Raw genomic sequence first — 24,272 nt, forward strand, 5'->3', positions numbered from 1 at the left:
TGTCGCCGAACGCCGCTCCGCCAGATCTCTCCAGATCGTCACCCCAGTATTCCCCAGGCGTCAGGACCTCCATCGGTGAGAATATCCCTCGTTAATCCGACCTGGACCTTCACGCAGAGCATCTATTTCGGCTGCCGGGAACCCCACCTGCCGATCGAGCTCGGGGCCTGCAAGGTGCTGTTGGAAGCGGCCGGGCATGATGTGCTGATGCTCGACGGAGCCCTGGACGGGCTCTCGCTCGAGGAGCTGGCGGACCGCGTGGCGGATTTCCGCCCCGCCATGACCGTGGTGACGACGGCGCCGACCTACCTGTTCTGGCGCTGCGCGCAGCCGGAGCTGCGGGTTCCGCGGGCCTTCCTCGACGCGCTCGGGGAGCGCGGGGGCAGGACCGTCGTGGTCGGCCCGCACGGCTCGGTGACGCCCGAGACGGCGCTCACCAAGCTCGGCTGCGACTTCGTGGTCCGGGGCGAATGCGAGGAGGTCGTCGCGGCTTTGGCCTCGGGCGGCCTGGAGCGGCCGGATCGCGTGCCCGCCCTGGCCTACCGGGACGGCCTGGAGATCACCGTCACGGGCGGACCGGCCGCGGCGCGCTTCGCCGATCTCCCGGCCCTCTCCTGGCCGGAGGCGTGGATCGCCCGCCACCATCATCATCACCACCGCTTCGACCGCGCGCCGGACGGGCCGGGTGCGGAAGTGGAGGCGTCGCGGGGCTGCCCCTATACCTGCACCTTCTGCGCCAAGATCGATTTCCGCGACAAGTACCGGCGCCGCGACCTCACCATCATCCTGGAGGAGATCGACCGCCTGATCGCGCAGGGCGTGACCTACCTCTACTTCATCGACGAGATCTTCCTGCCGCAGAAGCCGCTCCTCGAAGCGCTCGTCGGCCGAGCGGTGTCGTTCGGGGTGCAGACCCGCATCGACCTGTGGAAGCCCGACATGCTCGACCTCCTGGGCGCGGCGGGCTGCGTCTCCATCGAGGCGGGGGTGGAGAGCCTGACCGAGGAGGGCCGGGCCCTGCTCGACAAGAACTGCCGCGTGTCGACGGACGACCTCGCCGAGCGCCTGATCCACGCCCGGCGCTCGGTGCCCTTCGTGCAGGCGAACCTGATCAAGGTCGCGGGCGACGACCCCGCCCTGGTGGCGGCGTGGCGCGAGCGCCTGCAGGCCGCCGGCGTCTGGGCCAACGACCCGGTACCCCTCTATCCCTACCCCTCCTCGCCGGATTACCGCCGCCTCTGGGGCGAGCCGGACGGCCGCGCCTGGGAGCGGGCGCATGCCCATTACCTCGCCGAGTTCGACCGCTTCAGCGACATCCAGGACGAGCGGCCGGCCCCGTTGACCGAACTGGAATCCGCATGCTGCCCGGCCTGACCGCCGCGCGCCCGCGCGCTCCCTCCCTCAACCTGTTCATGACCGCGGATGCGGTCGGCGGCGTCTGGCAATACGCCCTCGACCTCTGCCTCGACCTCGAGCGCCGCGGCCTCGGCATCACCCTCGCGGTGCTGGGGCCTGAGCCGAGCGTCGACCAGCTGCGCGCCGCGCGTGCCATCCGGGGGCTCGACCTGCGGGTGATGGACGTGCCCCTCGACTGGACGGCGCTCACCCGCAGCGAGGTCGAGACCGCCGCCTGGCGGGTCGCCCGCGAGGCCGAGCGGGCCGGCGCCGATCTCGTCCATCTCAACAGCCCGGCGCTCGCGGCCATCGCGCTGTTCCCGGTTCCGATTGTGGCGGTGGCGCATTCCTGCGTCGCCACTTGGTGGGCTTCCATGCGCGGCGGGCCGCTGCCGCCCGACCTCGCCTGGCGGGCCGCCCTTGCCGGCGAGGGCTACCGACGGGCCGCCGCGGTGCTGAGCCCTACCCGCGCCTTCGCGGAGGCGACCGCCGCCACCTACGCGCTCCCGGCCCTGCCCTGGGTCGTGCCGAACGGCCGTCGCAGCCCGGCCGAGCGCGGCCACCGCACGCCGCGCGGTGCCGCCGCCTCGCCCTTCGCCTTCACGGCCGGCCGCCTCTGGGACGAGGGCAAGAACGCCGCGACCCTCGACCGGGTCGCGGCCCGCCTCGCCCCGCGCCCCTTTCTGGCCGCCGGTCCGCTCGACGGCCCCAACGCCGCCTGCTTCGCCCCCCGGCATCTGCGCTGCCTCGGGCGGCTGACCGATCAGGACATGGCGCGCTGGCTTGCGGGCGCGCCGATCTACGTCTCGGCGGCCCGCTACGAGCCCTTCGGCCTCGGCGTGCTGGAGGCCGCGAGCGCGGCCTGCGCCCTCGTCCTCTCGGATATCCCGACCTTCCGCGAGCTCTGGGACGACGCCGCGATCTTCATCGATCCGGACGACGATGCGGGCTTTGCCGCCGCGATCGAACTCGTGGCGGGAGATCCGGCAATCCGCGCCCGGCTCGGCGCCGAGGCGAAGGTGCGGGCGGACGCCCTCACGGTCGAGGCGATGGGGGCGGGCGTGCTCGCCGCCTATCAGGCCGTGCTCGGCGAGACGCCCCGGCGCGCCGGAGCGCCCGCGTGAGGATCGTCGTCTTCACGCATTCCCTGCGCTCGTGCTGGAACCATGGCAACGCGCATTTTCTGCGCGGCACCCTGCGCGAGTTGATCGCGCTCGGCCACGACGTAGCGGTGCACGAGCCCGCGGGCGCCTGGAGCCTCGCCAATCTCGTCGCCGATCACGGCGAGGCCGGCGCGGCCGCCTCGCTCGGGCCCTATCCGGAGCTGTCCTCGCGGATCGACCCACCGGGCTTCGACCCGGCGGAGGCCCTCGACGGGGCGGATCTCGTCCTCGTCCACGAGTGGAACGAGCCGGCCCTCGTCGCCCGCATCGGCGCGCTCCGCAAGGCGGGCGGACGCTTCACGCTCCTGTTCCACGACACGCATCATCGGGCGGTGAGCGAGCCCGCCGCCATGCGGGCCTACGACCTCTCGGGCTATGACGGCGTGCTGGCCTTCGGGGAGACGCTGGCCGCCGTCTATCGCGGCTGGGGCTGGGGCAGCTGCGTCTTCGTCTGGCACGAGGCCGCCGACACCAGGCTGTTCCGCCCGCCGGCGCAGGAGACGGGCCGCGCCGGCCTGGTCTGGATCGGCAACTGGGGCGACGGCGAGCGCAGCGCCGAGCTCGAATCCTTCCTGTTCCGCCCGGCCCGCGATGCCGGCCTGTCCCTCGACGTCTGGGGCGTGCGCTATCCCGACGAGGCCCGCGCCGCCCTCGACCGCTATGGCGCCCGCTATCGCGGCTGGCTGCCGAATGCCCGCGCGCCGGAGGTCTTCGCCCGGCATCTCGCCACGATCCATGTGCCGCGGCGCTTCTACGTCGAGGCGCTGCCCGGCATCCCGACGATCCGGGTGTTCGAGGCGCTGGCCTGCGGCATCCCTCTCGTCTCGGCGCCCTGGCGCGACAGCGAGGGCCTGTTCACGCCCGGCCGCGACTTCCTGATGGCCGGGGACGAGGCCGCGATGGGCCGGCATCTGCGGGCCCTGCGCGACGATCCTGCGCTTCGCGCGGAGATCGCCGCTCACGGCCTCGCGACGATTCGCGCCCGCCATACCTGCGCCCACCGGGCCGCGGAACTCATGGCGGTGGCGGAGCGTCTCGCGGGACCACTAAGCCTGAAGGCAGCCGGATGAGGAGGGAGTTGGTGGAACCGAGGATCATGCGCAGGCCGAACTCCCCCTCTCCCGTGCCCCCTCCTGCCGCGGGGGCGCCGGCCCGATGAGCACCATCGCCTTCTACGGCTCCAGCCTCCTCTCCTCCTACTGGAACGGTGCGGCCACCTACTACCGCGGCCTGATCCGCGACCTCGCGCGGCGGGGCTGGCGGACGACCTTCTACGAGCCCGACGCCTTCGACCGGCAGCGGCACCGGGACATCGACCCGCCGGACTGGGCCTCCGTCACGGTCTATCCGGCGACCGAGGAGGCCGCGCGGGCGGTGATTGCGCAGGCCGCCCGGGCGGACGTGGTGGTGAAGGCCTCCGGCGTCGGCGTGTTCGACGACCTGCTGCTCGCGGGCGTGACCGCGGCGGCCCGGCCCGATGCCGTGCGGCTGTTCTGGGACGTCGATGCCCCCGCAACCCTGGCCGAGCTGCGGACCGCGCCCGATCATCCGCTGCGCCGCACCCTCCCCGCCCTCGACCTCGTCCTGACCTATGGCGGCGGGCCGCCGGTGGTGGAGGCCTACGAGGAGTTCGGCGCGCGCCGCTGCGTCCCGGTCTACAACGCCCTCGACCCGGACACCCACCATCCCGTGCCGGCGGACCCGCGCTTCGCCGCCGATCTCTCCTTCCTCGGCAACCGCCTGCCGGACCGGGAGGCCCGGGTCGACGAGTTCTTCCTGCGGCCCGCCGAGCGCCTGCCGGACCGGGCCTTCCTGATCGGCGGCAACGGCTGGGATTCGCGGGCGCTGCCTGCCAATGTCCGCCACATCGGCCACGTCTCGACCCGCGACCACAACGCCTTCAACGTGACGCCCCGGGCGGTGCTGAACATCGCCCGGGACTCGATGGCGGCGACGGGCTGGTCGCCGGCCACCCGGGTGTTCGAGGCCGCGGGCGCCGGGGCCTGCCTCATCACCGACGCCTGGGTCGGCCTCGACATGTTCCTCAAGGCCGACGAGGAGGTGCTGGTCGCCCGCGACGGCGCGGACGTGGCCGAGCACGTCGCCGCATTGACCCCGCAGCGCGCCGCCTCCATCGGCGCGGCGGGCCGCCGGCGCATCCTCGCGGAGCACACCTATGCGCGGCGCGGCGCTGAGGTCGACGCCATCCTGCGGGCGGCGCTCGCTTCGAGGCGCGCGAGGAGCGTCGCGTGAGCCGGCCCCTCGATCTCGTGGTTCTGGGCCTCAGCCTGTCCTCGTCCTGGGGCAACGGCCATGCCACCACCTACCGGGCGCTGCTGAAGGCCTTCGCGGCGCGGGGCCACCGGGTGACCTTCCTGGAACGGGACGTGCCCTGGTACGCGGCGCATCGCGACCTCGCCGATCCGGATTACTGCGAGCTGATCCTCTATCCCGACCTCGCTTCCCTCAAGGACCTGCGCCCGCGGCTCCTGCGGGCGGATGCGGCGATCGTCGGCTCCTACGTGCCGGACGGCGTCGCGGTCGGCCGCTGGGCCATCGCGGCGATGCGCGAAGCCGGCGGCGTCGCGGCCTTCTACGACATCGACACGCCCGTCACCCTCGCCAAGCTCGCCCGCGGCGACCACGAATACCTCACCCCCGACCTGATCCGCGCCTACGACCTCTATCTCTCCTTCACGGGCGGGCCGGTGCTGGCGCGCCTGGAGCGGGAGCACGGCTCACCGCTCGCGCGAGCGCTCTACTGCTCCGTCGACCCGGCGCATTACACCCCGGGCGGCGCCAAGCCTTCCTATGATCTCTCGTATCTCGGCACCTACAGCCCGGACCGGCAGCCGACCCTGGAGCGGCTGCTGATCGAGCCCGCCCGGCGGGCGCCCCACCTGCGCTTCGTGGTCGCCGGGCCGCAATACCCCGCCGACATCGCCTGGCCGGCCAATGTGGAGCGGCGCGAGCATGTCGGTCCCGCCGATCATCCGGCCTTCTACGCGGCGAGCCGCTGGACCCTCAACGTCACCCGCGCCGACATGCGGGAAGCGGGCTACAGCCCGAGCGTCCGCCTGTTCGAGGCCGCCGCCTGCGGCACGCCGATCCTGTCGGATGCCTGGCCCGGCCTCGACACGATCCTGACGCCGGGGCGCGAGATCGTGGCGGCGGACGGCCCGGAGGCGGTGCTGCGTGCCCTGACCGAGACCCCCGAACCCGACCGTGCGGCCCTCGCGCGGGCGGCCCGCCGCCGCGTGCTCGCCGCCCACAGTGCCGCGCATCGGGCGACGGAACTCGAAGCGGCGCTCGGCGAGGCCCGCGCCAGGGCCGCGCAGAAATACCCACAGCATGTATGGAAACTCGGCTTCAGCGAGCGCGTTGGGGAGCGAAGGTAAGTACCTTTCCGCCCGGAGGCGTGGCCTTCCCGGCGAGGCACACGGCAGAGGAGGCCCCATGACGAATCGCAAGAGCCCGACCGTTCTCGTCGCCGGCGGCGCGGGGTTCCTGGGTTCCCACCTCTGCGAGGCGCTGCTGGCCCGGGGTGACCGGGTGATCTGCCTCGACAACTTCCTCACCGGACGCCGCCGCAACCTGCGCCACCTCGAACGCGAGCCGCGCTTCGAGCTCATCGAGCACGACGTCGTGCGGCCCCTGCCCGCCTCCCTGCGCCGCCGCCCTTTCGAGCGCATCTACAATCTCGCCTGCGCGGCCTCTCCGCCGCATTACCAGGCCGATCCGGAGCACACGCTCCTCACCAGCGTGCTCGGCGCGCGCCACCTGCTGATGCTGGCGGAAGCCGCGGGCGCGAGCTTGCTGCAGGCCTCGACCTCGGAGATCTACGGCGATCCGGAGGTGCATCCCCAAGCCGAAGCCTATTGGGGCCATGTCAATCCGACCGGGCCGCGCGCCTGCTACGACGAGGGCAAGCGGGCGGCCGAGACGCTGTGCTACGACTATGCCCGGGCCGGCCGCGTCGCGGTGCGGGTGGCGCGCATCTTCAACACCTACGGGCCGCGCATGCGGGCCGATGACGGCCGGGTCGTGTCGAACGTGGTCTGCCAGGCGCTGGCGGGCGACGACATCACGGTCTACGGCGACGGCTCGCAGACCCGGTCCTTCTGCTACGTGGCCGACCTGATCGACGGCCTCGTGCGGCTGATGGCGCATGAGGCGCCGGGCTTCGCCGTTCCGCCCGTCAATCTCGGCAACCCGGTGGAGCTCACCGTCTCGGATCTGGTGCAGCGGGTGCTCGCGATGACGGGCTCGCCCTCGGCGATCGTGACCCGGCCGCTCCCGACCGACGACCCGCGCCGCCGCCGGCCGGATATCGCGCGGGCTCAGGAGCTGCTCGGCTGGGCCCCGAAGGTCCCGCTGGACCAGGGGCTCAAGGCCACGATCCTGTGGTTCGCCGACGAGGCCGAGGACGGCCCGCGAGGCGTCGTCGTGCCGGAGGAGCGCCGGGCGGTCCTGGTCTGAGGGACCCGCGAGCACCGACGCGGGCCTGTGTCCGTCCCGTCCGGAACGGACCATGGTTCTCGGCGCTTCATCGCCCCGCGTTGGTCTCCGGCGAACCGGCCCCCACACCGCCGGGACGGGCGCCGAGCGGGCGCGGCCCGCTCAACCGTGGCAGGTGCAGCCGGCGTGATCGCACCCGGCGTGGTCCGGATGCCCGGCGGCACATTCGTCGCAGCAATAGGCCCGCCCATCGCGCTGCACCGCCTTGGCGAGCGGAACGACGCAGACGCAATCCTGACAGGCACACTTGACCATCTCGACCTTGACCGGATCACTCATCGTGCCCTCCTGATGGACTCACGGCGTCAGTCTGTCAGCTTTACCTAGCGTATGTCGAGAGGACGCGCATGCCGCTCCTCCGCTCCCTGACGAGGGGCCAATGACGGCGGGTTCTCCGGCACCGGTCCTCCGTCCGGACGGACTCCGAGCGCCCCAGACGGAACCAGCTGACAGCGAGGCATCCCGGAATCAGTTCATCACCGGCTGCACTAACCCTGACGGATGAAACCGGCCGAACGAGCGCTTCCTGATGAGGCAGCCCCACCGGCCCTCATGCTGAGGTGCTCGCGCAGCGAGCCTCGAAGCACCCCGGAAGGGTCCTCCGAAACACCAGTTTGGCCGGGATCACCGGTCTGGGGTGCTTCGAGGGCCGGCTCCCGCCGGCCACCTCAGCATGAGGAGCGGGGCGGCTTCCACTCAGGTCAGTTTTCAGGTCAGTTTCTATTCAAGGACAAAGTCCGGCGATCTCCCGCTCCGCCGCCCGCGCGAGGTCGAGGAAGCGGGCCCCGTTCAGCCCCAGCTGCCACTCCTCGTAGAGGAGCCGTCCCTCGTTCGGCAGGGTATCGAAGCGGTAGGCCGGCGCCTCGCGGAACCGTTCGAGGGCGATCGGCAGGCGGTTGAGGATCGCGGCTTGCGTCGCATGCGCGGCGAACAGGTCGGCCTTGAGGGCGCAATCCTCCGGATCGAGGTGGAGCGCGATGGCCCGCCGCGGCGGCTGTGTCGGCAGGAAGGCGCCGGCCTCCGGCCCCTGCGCGCCGCGATGGTAATAGGGCATCTCGATCACCGCGAGGGCTCCGCCCATCAGCCGCTTCGCCCCCTGCACGGCCAGCGCCACCGCGTCGTGGTCCGGGTGGCCGCCCTCGTAGGCATGGGTGAGCGCGAGCGTGATGCCGCGCGCCGCGAAGATCTCGGCGAGGCGCCGGGCGAGCGCCGCCAGCGCCTCCGCGACGCCCTGATCCGGCAGGCCGAGGGCGAGGCGCCGCTCGGGCGGCACGCGCGCGAGCGTCAGCGCCGCATCGAGTTCCCGGGCACGGGCGGCCGCGTAGGCGGTCGGATCCGCGAAACCGTGGCGCGCGGCATCCGGCCCACTGCGCGGCGCACCGTCGGTGACGTGGATGACCGCGAGGCCGGCGAGCCGCGGCAGCTGCGCGCCGCAGCCGATGCTCTCGTCGTCGGGATGCGCCACGACGAGCGCCGCGTGGCCGGCCCTCACGGGGCCGCGGGCCGGATGCGCCAGCGCCGTGAGGAAGGCCTCCGCCTCCGGAGAGGTCGGCGCCAGCGGCCCGGTGACGACGGCGCTCATGCGAGGGAAGCCGGCATCGCGAGGGCGTCCGACCGCGGGCGAAGCTGGCCGGCATAGCGCCGGATCATGGCGGTGCAGAACTCCGCGAATTCCTCCTTCACCTGGGGCGGGCTGGTGTGGTGGGGCGCGATGCCCCGGTGTTCGGGCGTGAAGCAGAAGGTGACCGTGACGTCGAACTCGGCGAGCGCCTCCATCTGCCGGTCGAACCAGTCGAGGGCGTTCGGCCGGAAGGAATCGGCCCAGGAGAGGCCGGTGCGCAGGTAGCGCACGCCGAGCCGCCGCATCCAGGCGACAGCGTCGTCGAGGCGATGGTCCTCGAAATGGAACCACTGGCACAGCCCCATCGCGGGGGCGTAGCGGCCGAACTGCTCGAGTGCGGGCTTCGGCGTCCCGTCCTCGCGCAGGAGCCCCATGTAGAAGTGGCGGTAGTAGGAGGAGCCCTCCGCCTCCTTGTGCCGGGTGGTGGCGCCCCAGGCCTGCGGCAGGTCGTAGAGGCTGTACCAGTGGATGCGCGGCGTGCGGCCGATCAGCAGCGCGGCGGTGCGCTCAAGGCCGAAGACCTGCACCTCTTCGGCCCCGAAGGTCGACACGCCCACCTCCGTCACCCAGACGGGCTTGGGCGTCACCGCGCGGATCTCGGCGAGCTTGGCCGGCCACTCGTTGATCTGCCAGAGGTTCCAGTCGAGGGGGAACCCATGCACCGCCACGACGTCGACATGGTCGAGGGCGCGCTTCGAATCGAGGAACTGCACGAAGGTCGGATCGATGGGCGAGAGGCCGCCCAGCACGGTGGGCAGCGCGGGCGCCTCCTGCTTGAGGGCCTGCGCCGCGCAGGCGAGCGTGTCGGCGAAGAGGTGCCAGCCCGGATCGATCTCGGGATCCCAATGCGACTTGTTGTTGGGCTCGTTCCAGATCATCGCCGCTTCGATCATGCGGGCTCCTCAGCTGTGTGACGGCTCGTCCTGCCCCTCATGGCGGCCGGGGAGCGGTGGGGCAAGGCACGGCCTTGCACGCACGCAAAGGCGATTTGGCAGGTGAGGCCCTGGCGGCAAGGGCGCGGAACGCGCACGTCGTGACCGACCGATGGAGATCCCCCGATGCAGCTCACCGGAATCCACCACCTCACCGCCGTCACGGCGCAGGCCGCCGACAATTTCGCCTTCTACACCCGCGTGCTCGGCCAGCGCCTCGTGAAGAAGACCGTCAACCAGGACGACGTCTCGGCCTTTCACCTGTTCTATGGCGACGGTGTCGCCTCGCCGGGCTCGGACCTGACCTTCTTCGACTGGCCGGCCCCGCGCGAGCGGCGCGGCACGAACAGCATCGCCCGCACCCTGCTGCGGGTGGCCGGCCCCGAGGCCATCGCGTGGTGGCGCGAGCATCTCGGCCGCCAGGGGGTCAGCCACCGCCTGCCGGTGGAGCGCGACGGGCGGCTCACCCTCGACTTCGAGGATCCGGAGGGCCAGCGGCTCGGCCTCGTGGACGATGGCGGCGCCGGCGAGGCCCATCCCTGGGCCGGCAGCCCGGTGCCGGCCGAGCACCAGATCCGCGGGCTCGGGCCGATCCTGCTCAGCGTCGCCGACCCGGCCGCAACGGAGGCGGTGCTCACCGGCGTGCTCGGGATGCGGCCGATGCGCGAGTACCCGGCCGGCGACGCGGCGGCCGAGCGCTCGGCGGAGCGGCCGGTGCGGGTCTACGCGATGGGGGCGGGCGGCCCGGCGGCGGAGCTGCACGTGGTGGCCGAGCCCGATCTCGGCCCGGCCCGGCCCGGGGCCGGCGGCGTCCATCACGTGGCCTTCCGCATCCCCGATGCGGCGTACGAGGCCTGGGCCGACCGGCTGCGGACCCTGCGGGTGCCGTCGAGCGGCCCGGTCGACCGCTACTACTTCCGCAGCCTCTACTTCCGGGAGCCGAACGGGATCCTGTTCGAGATCGCGACCGACGGCCCGGGCTTCGCGACGGACGAGCCCCTGGACAGGCTCGGCGAGCGCCTCGCGCTCCCGCCCTTCCTGGAGCCGCGCCGGGCGCAGATCGAGGCGGGGCTGAAGCCGCTGTAAGCGTGAAGGAGCAGATGCGGGATCCCCTCTCCCACTCGGGAGAGGGGATCCCGCGCCCTCTTGTCTCCGAACAGATCAACCGGAAGCCGTATGAAAAGCGGCGCCCCGCCCTACACGTCCTTGTCGAGGACTTCCTTGCTCTCGACCGTGGTGTCGGCCTTCAGATGGTAGACCAGCGGCACGCCGGTCCACAGCTCCAGGCCCGGGATCGTCTCGGTGGTGAGCCCGTCGAGCACCATGACGAGGGCACGCAGGGAGTTGCCGTGGGCCGCCACCAGCACCCGCTCGCCGCGCATCACGCGCGGCAGTATCTCGCGCATCGTGTAGGGCAGCACGCGGGCGACCGTGTCCTTCAGGCTCTCGCCGCCGGGCGGGGGCACGTCGTAGGAGCGGCGCCAGACATGGACCTGCTCCTTGCCCCAGCGCTCACGGGCGTCGTCCTTGTTGAGGCCCGAGAGGTCGCCGTAATCGCGCTCGTTCAGCGCCGCGTCGGCGATGGTCGGCAGGTCCGGCTGGCCGAGCTCCTCCAGGATCAGCTCGGCCGTGCGCTGGGCCCGGGTCAGGGCCGAGGTGAAGGCGACGTCGAACCGGATGCCCTTCGCCTTCAGCCGCCGGCCCGCCGCCCGCGCCTCGGCGACGCCGATTTCGGTGAGGTCCGGATCGCGCCAGCCGGTGAAGAGATTTTTCAGGTTCCACTCGCTCTGGCCGTGCCGCGCGAGGACGAGAAGGCGCTCCATGGTCTTTCAAGCCGCTCCGTGATGCCGGGGATCAGAGTCCCAGGACGTCGTCCATGTCGTAGAGGCCGGGCTTCTGCGGGAAGGCCCACAGCGCGGCCCTGACCGCCCCGCGCGCGAAGATCCCGCGATCCTCGGCCCGGTGGGTGAGCTCGATCCGCTCGCCGGCCCCGGCGAAGATCACGCTGTGCTCGCCGACCACGCTGCCGCCGCGCAGGGTCGCAAAGCCGATCGTGCCGGGGACGCGGGCGCCCGTATGGCCGTCGCGCACAGCCACCTTGCGCTCGGCGAGCGCCACGGCCCGTCCCTCGGCCGCCGCCTTCCCGAGGAGGAGCGCCGTGCCGGAGGGCGCATCGACCTTGTGGCGGTGATGCATCTCCAGGATCTCGATGTCGAACTCCTCGCCGAGCGTCGCCGCCACCTTCCGCACGAGGCCCGCCAGCAGGTTGACCCCGAGGGACATGTTGCCCGAACGCACGATGCGCGCGTGGCGGGAGGCGGCGTCGAGCTTCTTCAGGTCGTCCGCGGAGAGGCCGGTCGTGCCGACCACGTGGACGAGGCGGGCCTGCGCGGCGAGTTCGGCGTAAAAAACCGTGGTGGCCGGCGCCGTGAAATCGAGGACGCCGTCGGCCTCCGCGAAAGCCCGCAGCGGGTCGTCCGTGACGGCAAGGCCGAGCGGCGGCAGGCCGGCGAGCACGCCCGCATCCTCGCCGATCGCGGCCGAGCCCTCACGCGCAACCGCCCCCGCCAATGTGCAACCCTCAGTGCCGACGACCGTCTGGATCAGCATCCGGCCCATGCGCCCGGAGGCGCCCACCACCACGAGACGCATGGCGTCCGCTCCTTGCTGCGGCGCAACCGGGCCGCGTGCGGGGTCTACAGGGCGGGGCCTCTCCTGCCAAGGCGCCCCGACCCGTCCAGGACAGGTGGAGTCCGGCTCTCCGTTCGGACAGATGCAGTCCGAGGGCTCAGCGCCCCCGGGCCGCGAGCAGGGGTTCGAGCACATCGCTCACCCCCGTGAGGGTGATCTGGGTGCCGATGCAGAGGAGCAGGAAGGCCGAGAGGCGCCCGAGCACCCGGGCCCGGGCATGGCCGATGCGCTTCACCACCCGGTCGGCCGACGCATAGGCGATGCGCACCGAGGCCGCGATCACCAGCACCGCCAGCGTGGCGCCGAGCAGGAAGCCCCAGCGGGCCGCGCCCGCCTCCGGCCGGCTCGCCGCGAGCGCGATGATGACCGAGATCGTGCCGGGCCCCGTCGTGAAGGGCAGGGTCAGCGGGAAGAAGGCGATCTCGTCGAGCCCGCCGGATTCCACGCCCACTTCCCGGTCGCGCGTCTTGGCGGACGCGGCGTCGGCCGCCTTGCGGGCCTCGCGCTCCTCCGGCACGGCGAGCAGCCGCCAGGCCTGGGCCGCCACCACGAGCCCGCCCGCGATGCGAAGCGCCGCGAGCGAGATGCCGAAGAAGCTGAGGAGCGTGGCGCCCAGCCAGAGCGAGACCAGCATCACCGCCGCCGCGTAGATGCCGATGCGGCGCGCGAGCAGCACCCGTTCCTCATGGGTGCGGCGGCCCGTGACCTCGGCGAAGATCAGCGCCCCTCCGAGCGGGTTGATGATCGAGAACAGGGCGGGAAGCGCGAGCAGGAAGCTCTGCAGGGCGGATTCGATGGCGGGCATGGGGCGCTCAGACGCCTCCCGGCACCGGCGCGGGCGCCGGCACCAGCACGGGGGCGCGCAGCCGCGCCGCGCGGCGGGCCTGCACGGTCACCGGCCGGTGGAGCTGCTTGATCGCGTCGACCACGTGCAGGCCGGCGAAGGGCAGCGACAGGCTGGTGCCGACCCTCTCCCAGGCGCTCGCGGTGCGCAGCGTGATCCAGCCCTCGACGGGCGGCACGTAGAGCGTCTCGGCCCAGCCCTCGGGCGAGAACAGCGTCTCGCGCATCAGCCGGCCGAGCTGCGAGCGGCTGTAGGGCTGACCGTGCCCGAAGGGCGTGGCGTCGCGCCGCGCCCAGAGGCCGCGGCGGTTGGGCACCACCAGCACCAGCCGTCCGCCCGGGGTGAGCACGCGCCAGACCTCCTGCAGCAACTCGGCGGGGCTCTCCACTGCCTCGATGGCATGCACCAGGATCACCCGGTCCACCGCCGCCTCCGGCAGGGGCATCATGGTCGGATCGACCAGGGCCGAGGCCGAGCGACCGGTGGCCGGCCAGTTCACCACCCCCTGCATGGCTGGCATGAAGGCGAGCGTGCGCTCCGCTGCGTGCCGCACCGGCCCGAGATACGGCACCGCGTAGCCGAGGCCGAGCACCCGCAGGCCGGCGACGGAGCCGAGGAACCGGTGCACCGTGCGGCCGACAAGGCGCTGCGTCACGGCGCCGAGAGGCCCGCTGTAGAAGGCGCGAAGATCGGTGACGTCGACGCTCATTGAAGACTGGATGCTCGCGCGACGCGACGAAGGGGGGCCGGAGGTCCGACCCCGCCCTGTCGCGTCCGGGTCATCAATGGGCGCTGTCGGGCCGCACGGCAAGGCGGGGAGAAAAACCAACCCCGAGCCTCCCCGCAATACCCCGTGCCGGATCCCCGGCGGCGGCGCCCCGCCCTATCTTGTCCCCGACCCGAGGGGAGACGACGATGCCCGAGATCCGCACCTTCCTGTGCCGAAGCGACAATATCGGGGTGCTGCTGCACGACCCCGTCACCAGCGCCTGCGCGGCCATCGACGTGCCGGAGGCGGGCGCGGTCCTGCGTGCCCTGAAGGAGACCGGCTGGAGGCTCACCGACATCCTCGTCACCCACCGGCACTTCGACCACGTGGAGGGCATCCCGGAGGTGAAGGCCCGCACGGGCGCCCGCGTCACCGCGCCGGCCAAGGCGGGGGATGCCGTGCCGGAGGTCGACGCCACGGTGCGCGAGGGGGACGTGGTCAAGGTCGGCTCCCTCGTCGGGACGGTCTGGGAGACGCCGGGCCACTGCGCCGATCACGTCACCTACTGGTTCGAGCGCGAGCGCCTCGCCTTCGCGGGGGACACCCTGTTCACCCTCGGCTGCGGCCGCGTGATGGAGAGCCCACCCGAGGTGCTGTGGCGCTCGCTCAGCCGCTTCCTCGCCCTGCCGGACGAGACCGCGATCTATTCCGGCCACGACTACGTGCTCTCGAATGCCCGCTTCGCCCTCGCGGCCGATCCGGACAACAGCAACCTCAAGGCCCGGGCCGAGCTCGCCGAGCGGGTGAAGCGCGACGGGCGCTTCCTCATCCCGACGACCCTCGGCGAGGAGAAGGCGACGAATCCGTTCCTGCGCGCCGGGGAGCCGGCGCTCGCGCGCTCGGTGGACATGGCTCCGGGCTCCGATCCGGCCGCGGTGTTCGCAGCCCTGCGCGAATGGAAGAACCGCTTCTGATGCGCGCGCCCTCGCTCCGGCCTCGGAGGCGCGCGCATCCGTCGGTGCCGAGGGCCGGTTCCGGTTCGACGTGCCGGTGCGCCCGCCCCTCGCGGGGTGGGTGGTGCATGATCACGGCGGGCTCGTGCCCGCTTCCGCCTCCCTCAAGGATCCCGTGACGTGACCTCCTCCCCCAGCCTCACCGCCGCCGAGGTGGTGCGCCTCCTCGACCTGAAGCCGCATCCGGAGGGCGGGCATTTTCGCGAGACTTTTCGCGATCCGCGGGAGATCGATGGCCGCGCGGCCTCGACGGCGATCTACTACCTGCTCGATGTCGGGGAGACCTCGGAGTGGCACCGGGTCGATGCGGCCGAGATCTGGCTCTGGCACGCGGGCGCGCCCCTCGTCCTGACCGTCAGCCCGAACGGCCACGACGCCGAGGCCCGGCATCTCGGCCCGGACCTCGCCCGCGGCCAGCGGCCCCAGATCGTCGTCCCGGCCGGCCATTGGCAGACGGCGACCAGCCTCGGCGCCTGGACGCTCGTGAGCTGCACGGTGGCGCCCGGCTTTCGCTTCGAGGGCTTCGAACTCGCACCGCCGAACTGGCGGCCGATGCCGCGGGGCTGACGCCTAGAGCGCTCCCCGCCGAAGTGGATGCCGGTTCGGCGTAAGGGAGCGCGAAAAATCAAAGACTTGAGAGCCGTGCCCGTTTCAACCGAAACGGGCACGGCTCTAGAGCAGGATCCGTTCCACCGTGAACGGATCCTGCTCTCGGTTTTTGATTGTGCCGCATTGTCTGCGACGAACCGGCGTCCACTCCGTCGGAAAATGCTCTACGCCACACGCTCGCGCTTCTCTGCGCCCGCCCGCGTCGCCACCAGGGCCCCCGCCACGATGAGCCCGCAGGCGAGGGCCAGCGAGAGCGTTGCGGGCGCGTAGCCGGCGGCCACCAGGATCAGGGTCGAGAGCACCGGTGCGGCGTAGGAGCCGACGCCGAGGAGCCGGATATCGCCGCGCTTCACGCCGATATCCCAGAGATAGAAGGCCGCACCGACCGGGCCGAGGCCGAGCGCCGCCACCGCCGCCCATTCGCTGACCGTCGCGGGCCAGATTGTGGTCTCGAAGGCGAGATGGCAGAGGAGGCTCAGGGCGGCGGTGGCGAGGCAGAAGCCCGCCACCGCGTCGGTCGGCACCGCGCCCACCCGCCGCGACAGCACCGAGTAGCCCGACCACAGGAAGGCGCAGGCGAGCGCCGCGAGGTAGCCCGGCAGGGCGGCGGCCTCGAAGCTGAGCGTGCCGCGGCCGAGGAAAAGCGTCACGACGCCGGAGAGCCCGAGAAGCGCGCCGACGAGATGCGGCGCGCGCAGGCCCCCCTCCCCCGGCAGCAGGGCCGAGAACAGCACGATCAGGAGCGGCCACAGATAGCTGATGAGCCCGGCCTCCGCGGGCGGCGCAAGGCGCAGGGCCGCGAAGTAGAGGGCGTGGTAGCCGAACAGACCCGCGAGCCCCAGGGCCCAGACCGCAGGCTTCTGGCGCAGGGCCGCAACCCCGGAGGGCCGCACGATCCAGCTCGCGCAGCCGAGGAGACCGCCGATCAGGAAGGTCATCGCGGCGAGCTGGAAAGGGGGCACGGCGCCGGAGGCCGCGGTGAAGAGCGCGAGGAGCGACCAGAGCAGGATCGCCCCGGATCCGGTCAGGGTGGCGGTGCGGACGGTCATGGCAGGGCCTTACCACAGGGAGCAGCGCCGGCTCATCCGGAATCGGGTAGAGGGGACGGATCCGCCCATCGGGAGACCGCCCCTGATCGAACTCGCTCCGGGCCTCGTCCAGCATCCGGGCTATCTCGGCCCCGCCGCGCAGGCCGCGCTCGCGGCCGAGCTCGCCCGCGTGATCGACGAGGCGCCCCCCTTCACGCCGACCATGCCGCGGACGGCCAAGCCCTTCTCGGTGCAGATGACCAATTGCGGCCCCCTCGGCTGGGTCTCCGACCGGGCCGGCTACCGCTATCAGCCGCATCATCCCGAGACCGGCCGCCCCTGGCCGCCGATCCCGGCCGCACTCCTCGCCGCCTGGGACGACCTCGTCGGCTTCCCGCACCCGCCCGAGGCCTGCCTGGTCAATCTCTACGCACCCGGATCCCGCATGGGCCTGCACCAGGACCGGGACGAGGCCGAGTTCGCGGCCCCCGTCCTGTCCCTCTCGCTCGGGGCAACGGCAATCTTCCGCTACGGCGGCCTGCGCCGCGGCGATCCCACGCGCTCGATCCGCCTGCGCGGCGGCGACGCGCTGGTGATCGGCGGGGCCTCGCGCCTGATCTTTCACGGCATCGACCGGATCGTCGCGGAACCCCCCGATCTCCTCGCCGCCCCGCTGCTCCCGCAGGCCGTGCCGCCGGGCGGTCGCCTCAACCTCACCCTGCGACGTGTGTCCGCTGCCCGCCCCGCTTGACAGCGGCCGGCGAGGGGCCGACCCATCGCCGGCATGATCCGGCCGGACCCGGTGCCGGCCGCAGGAGATCGCGATCCATGTCCTTGCGCGTCCTCGCCGCCCTGCTCGCGAGCCTCGTCCTGTCGGGCGCGGCCCTCGCCGCCGAGCCGGTCTATCCGCCCGGCTCCCGCTTCGGCTTCGAGCCGATCCAGGACATGCAGATCTCCCGCCGCTTCACCGGGTTCGAGCGGCCGGGCGGCGGCGCGACGGTCTCGGTCGTGGAGCTGCCGCCGCAGGATTATGCCGCGCTCACCGCGAGCTTCACCGCCGAGAGCCTGAAGGCGCAGGGGCTCACGGTGAAGAACCGGGAGGAGCTGACCCTCGGCGACAACCGGAAGGGCATCCTGTTCACCGGCGAGCAGCCGATCGAGCAGCCGGGCGCGCCGACAATCGCCAAATGGGTGCTGCTCATCGCCGACCCGACCGTGACCGGCCTCGTCATCGGCCAGACGCTGCCGGGGGCCGAGACCGACGAGGCGATGCGCAAGATGCTCACCAGCGTGCGGGTGCGTGCGGCGCTGACCCTCGACCAGCAGGTCGCCGCCCTGCCCTTCCGGGTCACCGAGACGGCGGGCTTCCGCCCGGTCCGGGTGCTCGCCGGCAACTCGGTGCTCTACACCGCCGGGCCGAAGGACCAGATGATGAATCTCGACCAGCCGATCCTGGTTCTGGCCGAGGCGGTGCAGCCGCCGCTGCCGGCCGAGCAGCGGGACGCCTTCGCCAAGGCGGCCCTCTACTCCAACCAGACCATGAAGGACTTCGCCATCGAGCGCTCGCAGATCTTCCGGCAGGGCGGCGCGGACTGGCACGAACTGGTGGCGCGGGCCACCGATATCCCCTCCGGCATGCCGGTGGTGGTGTCCCAGACCATCCGCTTCAAGCCGGACGGCTATTTCCGTGCGGTCGGCGTCGTAAAGGCGCAGGACCGCGACTCGGTGCTGCCCCGCTTCCGGCAGGTTGTCGACGCCGTTCAGTTTCCCTGAGCAGCCCCGCCCGGCCGCATGAAATCGAAGTCGCAGCCCTCGTCCGCCTGCGTGACCGTGTCGTGGAACAGGCGGGCATAGCCCCGCTCGGCCCAGGCGGGCCGCGGCGGCGCCGGCAGCGCCGCCGCGCGCCGGGCGAGTTCCGCCTCGTCCACCAGGAGGTCGATGCGCCGCCCGGCCACGTCGAGGCGGATCCTGTCGCCGGTCCGCACCAGGGCGAGCGGGCCGCCCACCGCGGATTCCGGGGTGACGTGCAGCACGATCGTGCCGAAGGCCGTGCCGCTCATCCGCGCATCCGAGATGCGCACCATGTCCTTCACGCCCTGGCGAGCGAGCTTCTTGGGGATCGGCAGGTAGCCCGCCTCCGGCATGCCGGGCGCCCCCTTGGGACCGGCATTGCACAGCACCAGCACGTCGTCGGGCGAGACGTCGAGATCCGGGTCGTCGATCCGCGCGGCCATCTCGGGGATCGATTCGAACACCAGCGCCCGCCCCGTGTGCTGGAGGAGGCGCTCGCTCGCCGCCGCGTGCTTGATGAGCGCGCCCCGGGGCGCGAGGTTGCCGCGCAGCACGGCGAGCCCGCCCGTCGGCTTGATCGGATCGGCAGGGCTGCGGATGACGGTCTGGCCCGGCACAATCTCGGCCGCCGCCACGACGTCGCGCAGTTTTTCTCCCGCCACGGTCGGCACGTCGAGGTCGATGAGGTCGCCGAGTTCCGCAAGCAGGCGGGGCACCCCGCCCGCATGGTGGAAATGCTCCATGTAGTGGTCGCCCGAGGGTTTGAGGTCGACCAGCACCGGCACCGCGCGGCCGATCGCGTCGAAGGCGTCGAGGTCGATCTCGGCGCGGACGCGCCTGGCTATGGCCGTGAGGTGGATGAGCCCGTTCGTCGAGCCGCCGATCGCCTGGAGCACGGTCTGCGCGTTGCGGAAGGCGGCCGGCGTCAGGATGGCGCTCGGACGCGGCCCCCCGGCGACCGCCATCTCGGCCGCACGCCGCCCGCTCGCCTCGGCGAGGCGCACGCGCTCCGCATGAGGGGCGGGAATCGTCGCCGAGAGCGGCAGCGACAGACCCATCGCCTCGGTGAGGCAGGCCATGGTGGAGGCCGTGCCCATCACCATGCAGGTGCCGACGGAGGGCGCGAGGCGCCCGTTCACCATCTCGATCTCCTGCTCGTCGATCGCGCCGGCCCGATGGGCGGCCCAGAGGCGGCGGCAATCCGTGCAGGCGCCGAGCACTTCGCCCTTGTGGTGCCCCACCACCATGGGCCCGACCGGGATCACCACGGTCGGCAGGTCGACGCTCGCCGCGGCCATGATCTGGGCCGGCAGGGTCTTGTCGCAGCCGCCGATGACGATGACAGCGTCCATCGGCTGGGCCCGGATCATCTCCTCCGTGTCCATCGCCATCAGGTTGCGCAGGAACATGGAGGTCGGATGGGCGAAGCTCTCGTGGATCGAGATGGTCGGGAACACCATCGGCATGGCGCCAGCCAGCATCACGCCGCGCTTGGCCGCCTCGACCAGCGCCGGACCATTGCCGTGGCAGGGATTGTAGTCGCTATAGGTGTTGGTGATGCCGACGATCGGCCGGTTCAGCGCGTCGTCGGAATAGCCCATGGCCTTGATGAAGGCCTTGCGGAGGAAGAGCGAGAAACCGGCATCGCCGTAGCTCGTGAGCCCCTTGCGCAACCCCTTGCTCATCGTGCTCCTCCCCGCAGCCGGCGTTTCGACCGCTTCTAATCCTCATTGCCGGGCCTGTCCCGGGGCTCCGGGGAAATCCGGCACGTTCCCGGTGAATCCGCTTCGTCTGAACGGAACCGGCCGGGTTCTATCAGCCGCCGTTCATGCAGCGGCCCTATAGTCCAGCTTCATCGATCACCGACAGACGCTGCCCTCGCGCACCGCCCCCCGGCGCGGTGCGCGCGGTGTCGTGCGCTCCGGAGCGGCCTTTCGCCATGCTCGCGCTTGCTCCCGCCCTTGAGACGACGGCGCGTCCCGACTCGCCGCGGGTGCTCGTCGAGAGTCTGATCCCGGTCCTCGATGGGATGTTCGGGCTCGACCGCAGCGGCGTCTTTCCGGAGGAGATCGCGAGCCTGCTCGCGCAGCTCGATCCCGGCGACTGGGAGACCGGCCGCGGCACGGACGTGAAGGCGGGCACGGCAGAGTTCCTGGCCGTCGAGGACTGAGCGTTCACCGGACGAGCGCCCCGCGGAAGCAGCCCGACGCCGGCAGATGAGCGGCCCTCTCGTCCCGGACGACGCGCGTGGAAGCTGCCAGGCTCCTAAATGAAACTGACCTGCGTGTGCGTGGCAGCCGCTACGGCCCTCATGCTGAGGTGCGAGCGTCTAGCGAGCCTCGAAGCACGCCTGACCGCTCATCCCGTCTCCCAGAGTCTCGGATCACCGCTCAGGGGTGCTTCGAGGCTCCTTCGGAGCACCTCAGCATGAGGACCAGTGGGGGTGCCATGGCAGGGAGTGCTCATAGCCGGTTTCATCCCTCAGGGTCGTTGCAGCCGGTGGCGAACTCATACTGAGAGCGTGTGAGTCTTTTGGATTTTTGGCCTTCTGACGTCCGCTAAGTGATTGATTTTACTGAGTTTAGTAAAGTCCAAAACCGAAAGATCCACAGCCTCTGAGATGCGGGCGATCCGGCTCGCCGCCGGGCTCGCGACCTATTTCGGCGACTTTCGGCAACGGCCGCACCCAGAGCCGGGTCGGCCGCGAGACGGCTCGCGAGGCCATGTCCTGACCCCGGGGCGGGGCCGATCAACAAGGTTTCCCGAGATCACCGGAGAGGATGTCCGCCCAGCGTGCGCCGTCACACCGCCTCGTACCAACCGCAGGGCGAGACAAAAGCGGCTTCTTCAGCGAAGCTGTCCTTCTCCCACGTTGGAGGAACATCCGCATGAAGTCCTCTTCGATCCTCGCAGCGGTCACGCTGCTGCTCGCGGCGCCGCCGGCCTTCTCCCAGGGCACGGCGGAGCAGCGGGCCGCCTGCACGCCGGATGTCTGGCGTCTGTGTGCCTCGGCGATCCCCAATGTCGGCGCGATCACGTCGTGCCTGCGGCGGGAATCCGCCAATCTCAGCCCGGCCTGCCGCACGGTGATGAACGAGGTCCAGGGGCCCGCCCAGCGGGTGGAATCCGCCCAGCGGGTGGCGCCCGCCCGGCCGGAGGCGCCCCAGCGGATGGCGACGCGGCGTCAGGAGCCCCCGCGGATTGCCGTGCATCCCGCGCCCGTCCGGCGGACCCTGGCGGCTCGTCCGGCGCCACGGATGATGACGCCCCGTCAGGCGCCGGTGCGCTTGACGATGCGGCGCCACTATGCCCGCACCGCGATGGTGCGCCACCCGGCCGTCCATGCAGCCACGCCGCGGCGGCACTATGCCGTGCGGTCCCCGCGGCGCGACTATGCGGGCATCCCGGCGGGCTTCGCCAGATTCGGCGGCAGCCGTTCCGCCATGCGGGAGGCCAATTACTGGATGCGCCAGATCAGCGGCATGATGGGTGGGATGGGAGGCATGGGCGGGATGTCCCTCGACTCCATCCGCGACATGCGCGTCGGCGACCTCATGAACATGATGGAGTGAGCGCGAGGCCGCTCCGCTGCGAACCGGCCCGTGCGTCCCGGAACGACAAGAGACGGCAGCAACCCTTGAGCGGGCCGTCGTGGCGCGAGGCCGCGACAGCCCGCGCAGGCCATGCCCCCGACCGTCGCGCGGGAAGCGTCACACAAGTGTCATCCCCCGCGGATCAGGGTCTGCGCAAGGATCCGCCCAGGCGGGTCCGGCGGAGCGGGGAAACGGCGATGGCGCGTTCAGCGGCCGGTGGCGTGGGGAGGCTGGACGGCCCGCCGGGAGCGCCGCAGCCGCGCCAAGGACGGCCGAACCGCGACGGCAGACCGTCCGGCCACCCGCTCGCGACCCTGCGCAATCGCGCCGTGGCGCGGCTCCTCACCCTGCCGGTTGCGACGGCGCTCTCGGGCGCGCTCTGCGCGATCCTCGTCCGGGTGGCCTGACCGTGGCGACGCCCACCGCCACGCCGCGGCTCCTCTGCGACGAGCCGGCCCTGCCGGGCCTGCTCTTCGCCATGGTCTTCGACGAGACGGGCAGGGGCCGCCTCGTCCGGCACGACGAGGAGGTGCCGGCGCCCGGCAGCTTCGGCGAGGGCTTCCTGTGGCTGCACCTCAACCTTGCGGATGCCCGCATCGAGGGCCTGATCGCGGAGGGGCGGCTCGGGCCGCCGCGGCTCGCTTCCTCGGCCTTCGCGCGCGACGAGCACCAGCGCATCGCCGTCGAGGGCGGCTTCGTCGGCGGTGTCGTGGCCGACCTCGCCCGGGAGGAGGCGGCGACGAAGCCGAACCCGGCGGGCCGCCTGCACTTCGTGATGGGGCCGCGCTTCCTCGTGAGCGGGCGCCGCCATCCCGTGGTCGGGCCGGACCGCACGCGTCAGGCCGCCGCGGAGGGCGAGACCATCACGGCGCCGGTGCGCCTGCTCGAATCCCTCGTCGGCCACGTGGTCGGCGCCATGGCGGCGACAGGCGCGGCGCTCTCGGACGAGCTCGACGCCATCGAGGATCATATCCTGGACGAGGCCGTGCGCGACGAGCGGCGTCGCCTCGGCCCGATCCGCCGCGACGCGGTGCGGCTGCACCGGCAGCTCCTGGGGCTGCGCGCCGCCTTTCACCGCTTCGAGGAAGAGGGGGAAGCCGAAGGGCTCCCCGACCGTGAGGTCGCCACGGCGGCCCGCATCGCCCAGCGCCTCGATTCGCTCGACCGCGACATGCTGGCGATGGCAGAGCGCAGCCGCCTCCTCCAGGAGGAGTTCGCGGCGCGGCTCGCCGAGCAGTCCAACCGCCAGCTCTTCACCCTCTCGGTTCTCACCGCGCTGTTCCTGCCGCCGACCCTCGTCACGGGCGTCTTCGGCATGAACACCAAGGGCCTGTTCCTGTCGGACTTCGAGGAGGGCTCGACCATTGCCCTCGCCCTCGCGGTCGCCTCGGCGCTCGCGGTCTATCTCGTGATTCGCAGCCTCGGGCTGCGCACGCCGCGCCGCTGAACCGCCCGGGGCCGCGGCGCAGGGCGGCGCGGCTCGTCACGACGAGCGATCGACCGCAGACCCCGGCGCTCGCCTCGTTCAAGCCCGTCGCGGGCGGGCAGCCCCCGTGGCAGCGCCTCGCCCGTCGGGCGAATCTGCCCGCGCCGCGAGTGTGGCCCCACTGCCGCAACTCGGGGAAAATGGCGGAATGCCGGATGGCTGCCGAGACGAAGCAGGAGCGCAGCAGCTAGGCTTCAGCGCGTTCCCGGAAGGAACGTCTCGGGTCTCAACCATCATGCGTGCCATTCTCCTGGGTCTAGCGGCGCTCGCGGTCGCGGCCGGCCATCCTGTCCAGGCCGCCGATCTCGCGGCGCCGGTTCCGGCTCCGGACTACCATCCGCCCGTGCAGCCGCTCAGCATCGTGTCGGAGCTGCGCATCGGCGGCTCCGTCCAGGATCCCTGGAGCCCCGAGAGCGGCAGCGGCAACGTCACGGGCGAGGTCCTGCTCGCCAAGCCGACCCTCACGCCGGACCCGTTCTGGAACCAGTTCATCCCGCGCCCGACCGTGGGCGGCAGCTACAACACGGCCGGTCGCACCAGCTACGCCTATCTGGGCGCGACCTGGACCTTCGACATCACCGAGCGGTTCTTCGTCGAAGGCTTCTTCGGCGCCTCGTTCCACAACGGCGCGACGGGCCGCTTCGTCCCGCCGGGCTTCAACGCGCTCGGCTGCTCGCCGCTCTTCCGCGAGGCGGGCTCGGTCGGCTTCCGCATCACCGAGCACTGGAGCGTGCTCGCCACGATCGAGCACCAGTCCAATGCCGGCCTCTGCGTGGCGAACCGCGGCCTGACCAATGTCGGCGGCAAGATCGCCTACACGTTCTGACGCCGGGAACCTCGGCCGAGCGGCGGCCCCTCGCTCCCGCCCCCGGTCCAATT

25 protein-coding genes are annotated in these 24,272 nt (G+C 72.1%); 16 read left to right on the forward strand and 9 right to left on the reverse strand.

Going from position 1 to position 24,272, the window contains the following annotated elements; translation table 11 throughout:
• The first annotated feature begins 75 nt into the window (after positions 1 to 75).
• The 6 genes from MNOD_RS02130 to MNOD_RS02155 all read left to right on the forward strand — a co-directional run bounded on the left by MNOD_RS02130 (position 76) and on the right by MNOD_RS02155 (position 7,037).
• Complete coding sequence (locus MNOD_RS02130) at positions 76 to 1,374, forward strand: TIGR04295 family B12-binding domain-containing radical SAM protein (protein WP_015927187.1); 1,299 nt, start codon at positions 76 to 78, stop codon at positions 1,372 to 1,374.
• The gene (locus tag MNOD_RS02135; protein ID WP_015927188.1) at positions 1,359 to 2,519 is read left to right on the forward strand and encodes a glycosyltransferase family 4 protein; all 1,161 of its coding nucleotides are present in this window, start codon (positions 1,359 to 1,361) and stop codon (positions 2,517 to 2,519) included. The genes MNOD_RS02130 and MNOD_RS02135 overlap by 16 nt, the downstream gene beginning before the upstream one ends.
• Complete coding sequence (locus tag MNOD_RS02140; RefSeq protein WP_015927189.1) at positions 2,516 to 3,628, forward strand: CgeB family protein; 1,113 nt, start codon at positions 2,516 to 2,518, stop codon at positions 3,626 to 3,628. Before MNOD_RS02135 ends, MNOD_RS02140 begins: the two co-directional genes overlap by 4 nt.
• 85 nt (positions 3,629 to 3,713) lie before the next feature.
• Complete coding sequence (locus MNOD_RS02145) at positions 3,714 to 4,811, forward strand: CgeB family protein (RefSeq protein ID WP_015927190.1); 1,098 nt, start codon at positions 3,714 to 3,716, stop codon at positions 4,809 to 4,811.
• Positions 4,808 to 5,956: a CgeB family protein gene (locus MNOD_RS02150; protein ID WP_015927191.1), complete on the forward strand. Its 1,149-nt coding sequence runs from the start codon at positions 4,808 to 4,810 to the stop codon at positions 5,954 to 5,956. Before MNOD_RS02145 ends, MNOD_RS02150 begins: the two co-directional genes overlap by 4 nt.
• Positions 5,957 to 6,014: 58 nt before the next feature.
• Positions 6,015 to 7,037 (forward strand): UDP-glucuronic acid decarboxylase family protein, encoded by a 1,023-nt coding sequence (locus MNOD_RS02155; RefSeq protein WP_015927192.1) that lies wholly within the window; start codon positions 6,015 to 6,017, stop codon positions 7,035 to 7,037.
• A 141-nt stretch (positions 7,038 to 7,178) separates the two neighbouring features.
• On the opposite strand, the gene MNOD_RS02160 is transcribed toward MNOD_RS02155, so the two are convergent.
• The 3 genes from MNOD_RS02160 to MNOD_RS02170 form a co-directional block, all read right to left on the reverse strand.
• Positions 7,179 to 7,355, reverse strand: a complete 177-nt coding sequence (locus MNOD_RS02160) for a metallothionein (protein WP_015927193.1) — start codon at positions 7,353 to 7,355, stop codon at positions 7,179 to 7,181.
• Between the two features lie 445 nt (positions 7,356 to 7,800).
• Positions 7,801 to 8,658, reverse strand: coding sequence for a PIG-L deacetylase family protein (locus MNOD_RS02165; protein WP_015927194.1), 858 nt, complete (start codon positions 8,656 to 8,658; stop codon positions 7,801 to 7,803).
• Complete coding sequence (locus tag MNOD_RS02170; RefSeq protein WP_015927195.1) at positions 8,655 to 9,590, reverse strand: glycosyl hydrolase; 936 nt, start codon at positions 9,588 to 9,590, stop codon at positions 8,655 to 8,657. Before MNOD_RS02170 ends, MNOD_RS02165 begins: the two co-directional genes overlap by 4 nt.
• Before the next feature lie 165 nt (positions 9,591 to 9,755).
• Between MNOD_RS02170 and MNOD_RS02175 the strand changes: the two genes are divergently transcribed.
• Positions 9,756 to 10,715: a ring-cleaving dioxygenase gene (locus MNOD_RS02175; protein WP_015927196.1), complete on the forward strand. Its 960-nt coding sequence runs from the start codon at positions 9,756 to 9,758 to the stop codon at positions 10,713 to 10,715.
• Positions 10,716 to 10,825: 110 nt separating this feature from the next.
• Here MNOD_RS02175 and MNOD_RS02180 read toward each other — a convergent pair whose 3' ends face one another.
• The 4 genes from MNOD_RS02180 to MNOD_RS02195 all read right to left on the reverse strand — a co-directional run bounded on the left by MNOD_RS02180 (position 10,826) and on the right by MNOD_RS02195 (position 13,873).
• Complete coding sequence (locus tag MNOD_RS02180; protein WP_015927197.1) at positions 10,826 to 11,452, reverse strand: 2,3-bisphosphoglycerate-dependent phosphoglycerate mutase; 627 nt, start codon at positions 11,450 to 11,452, stop codon at positions 10,826 to 10,828.
• Between the two features lie 31 nt (positions 11,453 to 11,483).
• Positions 11,484 to 12,281 carry a 4-hydroxy-tetrahydrodipicolinate reductase gene (dapB, locus tag MNOD_RS02185; RefSeq protein ID WP_015927198.1) on the reverse strand — a complete coding sequence of 266 codons (798 nt, stop codon included), beginning with the start codon at positions 12,279 to 12,281 and terminating at the stop codon, positions 11,484 to 11,486.
• Positions 12,282 to 12,417: 136 nt separating this feature from the next.
• Positions 12,418 to 13,125 (reverse strand): MarC family protein, encoded by a 708-nt coding sequence (locus MNOD_RS02190; RefSeq protein ID WP_015927199.1) that lies wholly within the window; start codon positions 13,123 to 13,125, stop codon positions 12,418 to 12,420.
• A 7-nt stretch (positions 13,126 to 13,132) separates the two neighbouring features.
• Positions 13,133 to 13,873 carry a class I SAM-dependent methyltransferase gene (locus tag MNOD_RS02195; RefSeq protein WP_015927200.1) on the reverse strand — a complete coding sequence of 247 codons (741 nt, stop codon included), beginning with the start codon at positions 13,871 to 13,873 and terminating at the stop codon, positions 13,133 to 13,135.
• A 206-nt stretch (positions 13,874 to 14,079) separates the two neighbouring features.
• Between MNOD_RS02195 and gloB the strand changes: the two genes are divergently transcribed.
• Together gloB and MNOD_RS02205 are read left to right on the forward strand one after the other, a co-directional pair.
• Complete coding sequence (gene gloB, locus MNOD_RS02200) at positions 14,080 to 14,847, forward strand: hydroxyacylglutathione hydrolase (protein WP_015927201.1); 768 nt, start codon at positions 14,080 to 14,082, stop codon at positions 14,845 to 14,847.
• Between the two features lie 159 nt (positions 14,848 to 15,006).
• Positions 15,007 to 15,453: a cupin domain-containing protein gene (locus MNOD_RS02205; protein WP_015927202.1), complete on the forward strand. Its 447-nt coding sequence runs from the start codon at positions 15,007 to 15,009 to the stop codon at positions 15,451 to 15,453.
• Between the two features lie 206 nt (positions 15,454 to 15,659).
• Here the strand turns inward: MNOD_RS02205 and yddG are convergent, their stop codons facing one another.
• The gene (yddG, locus tag MNOD_RS02210; RefSeq protein ID WP_015927203.1) at positions 15,660 to 16,544 is read right to left on the reverse strand and encodes an aromatic amino acid exporter YddG; all 885 of its coding nucleotides are present in this window, start codon (positions 16,542 to 16,544) and stop codon (positions 15,660 to 15,662) included.
• Between the two features lie 82 nt (positions 16,545 to 16,626).
• Between yddG and MNOD_RS02215 the strand changes: the two genes are divergently transcribed.
• Together MNOD_RS02215 and MNOD_RS02220 are read left to right on the forward strand one after the other, a co-directional pair.
• On the forward strand, positions 16,627 to 17,274 hold the full coding sequence (locus MNOD_RS02215; RefSeq protein WP_015927204.1) for an alpha-ketoglutarate-dependent dioxygenase AlkB: 648 nt from the start codon (positions 16,627 to 16,629) through the stop codon (positions 17,272 to 17,274).
• Between the two features lie 77 nt (positions 17,275 to 17,351).
• Complete coding sequence (locus MNOD_RS02220) at positions 17,352 to 18,296, forward strand: hypothetical protein (RefSeq protein WP_015927205.1); 945 nt, start codon at positions 17,352 to 17,354, stop codon at positions 18,294 to 18,296.
• On the opposite strand, the gene MNOD_RS02225 is transcribed toward MNOD_RS02220, so the two are convergent.
• The gene (locus MNOD_RS02225; protein ID WP_015927206.1) at positions 18,284 to 19,999 is read right to left on the reverse strand and encodes an IlvD/Edd family dehydratase; all 1,716 of its coding nucleotides are present in this window, start codon (positions 19,997 to 19,999) and stop codon (positions 18,284 to 18,286) included. The genes MNOD_RS02220 and MNOD_RS02225 overlap by 13 nt on opposite strands.
• 254 nt (positions 20,000 to 20,253) lie before the next feature.
• Here MNOD_RS02225 and MNOD_RS02230 point away from each other — a divergent pair, with 254 nt between their 5' ends.
• The 5 genes from MNOD_RS02230 to MNOD_RS02250 all read left to right on the forward strand — a co-directional run bounded on the left by MNOD_RS02230 (position 20,254) and on the right by MNOD_RS02250 (position 24,219).
• Positions 20,254 to 20,484, forward strand: a complete 231-nt coding sequence (locus MNOD_RS02230) for a hypothetical protein (protein WP_015927207.1) — start codon at positions 20,254 to 20,256, stop codon at positions 20,482 to 20,484.
• A 718-nt stretch (positions 20,485 to 21,202) separates the two neighbouring features.
• Positions 21,203 to 21,886, forward strand: coding sequence for a hypothetical protein (locus tag MNOD_RS50265; RefSeq protein ID WP_015927208.1), 684 nt, complete (start codon positions 21,203 to 21,205; stop codon positions 21,884 to 21,886).
• Positions 21,887 to 22,104: 218 nt separating this feature from the next.
• Positions 22,105 to 22,314 (forward strand): hypothetical protein, encoded by a 210-nt coding sequence (locus MNOD_RS02240; protein WP_015927209.1) that lies wholly within the window; start codon positions 22,105 to 22,107, stop codon positions 22,312 to 22,314.
• 2 nt (positions 22,315 to 22,316) lie between these two features.
• Positions 22,317 to 23,354 (forward strand): transporter, encoded by a 1,038-nt coding sequence (locus MNOD_RS02245; RefSeq protein WP_015927210.1) that lies wholly within the window; start codon positions 22,317 to 22,319, stop codon positions 23,352 to 23,354.
• A gap of 274 nt (positions 23,355 to 23,628) precedes the next feature.
• On the forward strand, positions 23,629 to 24,219 hold the full coding sequence (locus tag MNOD_RS02250) for an acyloxyacyl hydrolase (protein ID WP_043747866.1): 591 nt from the start codon (positions 23,629 to 23,631) through the stop codon (positions 24,217 to 24,219).
• The last annotated feature ends 53 nt before the right edge of the window (positions 24,220 to 24,272 follow it).

Source organism: Methylobacterium nodulans ORS 2060 (assembly GCF_000022085.1).
GTDB lineage: Bacteria > Pseudomonadota > Alphaproteobacteria > Rhizobiales > Beijerinckiaceae > Methylobacterium > Methylobacterium nodulans.

Excerpts from the sequence above, each read along its gene's own strand:
- gloB (WP_015927201.1), top strand. The coding sequence starts at position 14,080 with ATGCCCGAGATCCGCACCTTCCTGTGCCGAAGCGACAATATCGGGGTG.
- MNOD_RS02250 (WP_043747866.1), top strand. The coding sequence starts at position 23,629 with ATGCGTGCCATTCTCCTGGGTCTAGCGGCGCTCGCGGTCGCGGCCGGC.
- MNOD_RS02180 (WP_015927197.1), bottom strand. The coding sequence starts at position 11,452 with ATGGAGCGCCTTCTCGTCCTCGCGCGGCACGGCCAGAGCGAGTGGAAC.
- MNOD_RS02145 (WP_015927190.1), top strand. The coding sequence starts at position 3,714 with ATGAGCACCATCGCCTTCTACGGCTCCAGCCTCCTCTCCTCCTACTGG.
- MNOD_RS02155 (WP_015927192.1), top strand. The coding sequence starts at position 6,015 with ATGACGAATCGCAAGAGCCCGACCGTTCTCGTCGCCGGCGGCGCGGGG.
- yddG (WP_015927203.1), bottom strand. The coding sequence starts at position 16,544 with ATGACCGTCCGCACCGCCACCCTGACCGGATCCGGGGCGATCCTGCTC.
- MNOD_RS02170 (WP_015927195.1), bottom strand. The coding sequence starts at position 9,590 with ATGATCGAAGCGGCGATGATCTGGAACGAGCCCAACAACAAGTCGCAT.
- MNOD_RS02160 (WP_015927193.1), bottom strand. The coding sequence starts at position 7,355 with ATGAGTGATCCGGTCAAGGTCGAGATGGTCAAGTGTGCCTGTCAGGAT.
- dapB (WP_015927198.1), bottom strand. The coding sequence starts at position 12,281 with ATGCGTCTCGTGGTGGTGGGCGCCTCCGGGCGCATGGGCCGGATGCTG.
- MNOD_RS02195 (WP_015927200.1), bottom strand. The coding sequence starts at position 13,873 with ATGAGCGTCGACGTCACCGATCTTCGCGCCTTCTACAGCGGGCCTCTC.
- MNOD_RS02220 (WP_015927205.1), top strand. The coding sequence starts at position 17,352 with ATGTCCTTGCGCGTCCTCGCCGCCCTGCTCGCGAGCCTCGTCCTGTCG.
- MNOD_RS02135 (WP_015927188.1), top strand. The coding sequence starts at position 1,359 with ATGCTGCCCGGCCTGACCGCCGCGCGCCCGCGCGCTCCCTCCCTCAAC.
- MNOD_RS02165 (WP_015927194.1), bottom strand. The coding sequence starts at position 8,658 with ATGAGCGCCGTCGTCACCGGGCCGCTGGCGCCGACCTCTCCGGAGGCG.
- MNOD_RS02230 (WP_015927207.1), top strand. The coding sequence starts at position 20,254 with ATGCTCGCGCTTGCTCCCGCCCTTGAGACGACGGCGCGTCCCGACTCG.
- MNOD_RS02225 (WP_015927206.1), bottom strand. The coding sequence starts at position 19,999 with ATGAGCAAGGGGTTGCGCAAGGGGCTCACGAGCTACGGCGATGCCGGT.
- MNOD_RS02190 (WP_015927199.1), bottom strand. The coding sequence starts at position 13,125 with ATGCCCGCCATCGAATCCGCCCTGCAGAGCTTCCTGCTCGCGCTTCCC.
- MNOD_RS02240 (WP_015927209.1), top strand. The coding sequence starts at position 22,105 with ATGGCGCGTTCAGCGGCCGGTGGCGTGGGGAGGCTGGACGGCCCGCCG.
- MNOD_RS02175 (WP_015927196.1), top strand. The coding sequence starts at position 9,756 with ATGCAGCTCACCGGAATCCACCACCTCACCGCCGTCACGGCGCAGGCC.
- MNOD_RS50265 (WP_015927208.1), top strand. The coding sequence starts at position 21,203 with ATGAAGTCCTCTTCGATCCTCGCAGCGGTCACGCTGCTGCTCGCGGCG.